This window comes from Falsirhodobacter sp. alg1 (assembly GCF_000739715.2).
Lineage (GTDB): Bacteria > Pseudomonadota > Alphaproteobacteria > Rhodobacterales > Rhodobacteraceae > Falsirhodobacter.
Map to the genome: position 1 here is coordinate 1 of NZ_BBJC02000085.1, position 543 is coordinate 543.

General features: G+C 55.6%; 1 tRNA gene and 2 pseudogenes. 1 reads left to right on the forward strand and 2 read right to left on the reverse strand.

Annotated features, from left to right (window positions below):
* Window positions 1–36: 36 nt before the first annotated feature.
* Window positions 37–113: transfer RNA gene (locus TR36_RS14310), tRNA-His, on the reverse strand.
* A 102-nt stretch (window positions 114–215) separates the two neighbouring features.
* Here TR36_RS14310 and TR36_RS16205 point away from each other — a divergent pair.
* Window positions 216–335: pseudogene (locus TR36_RS16205) on the forward strand (DUF6324 family protein); the annotation flags it as partial.
* Here the strand turns inward: TR36_RS16205 and TR36_RS16495 are convergent.
* Window positions 334–543, reverse strand: a pseudogene (locus TR36_RS16495) (heme biosynthesis protein HemY); the annotation flags it as partial. The pseudogenes TR36_RS16205 and TR36_RS16495 overlap by 2 nt on opposite strands.

Consider the following 543-nt stretch of genomic DNA (forward strand, 5'->3'; position numbering starts at 1 on the left):
GGCCTTAAATTTTTTAACACTCGAAAATAGTTTCGATGGTACCGGCTACTTGATTCGAACAAGTGACCCCCAGATCCACAATCTGGTGCTCTAACCTACTGAGCTAAGCCGGCACTGGGGGCCATTTACCCCCCTTGTTTGGCGATTGCAAGGGGTCATGCTATTGCATACCCAACTTTCCGGCAGTACGCCGGATTTACAAAGGAGTGTTGGTCATGGGCATCGATAAACAAAGCGAAATTGCGGCAAATATGCAGATCGGACCGACCGACATGGGCATGGTCCGAATCTATATCGAAGCAGAAGGGGTCGAACTGCCCCTGGATTTCGACCCGTATCGAAACCGCTGCACTGATCACAGAACGGTGCCCATTGGGCATGAACCGTCTGGCAATTGTCACAGCACCATTGCGGACCCCGCGGTGCCGTCAGGGCGCGGGTCAGCCAGCCGCGAACAACCCCGTCCTCGGCCCCTTCGCCGCGTTCGATCGCAGCCATGATCGTCAACGAACGGACCGTGGGGTGGTCATAGGGCAAACGGCC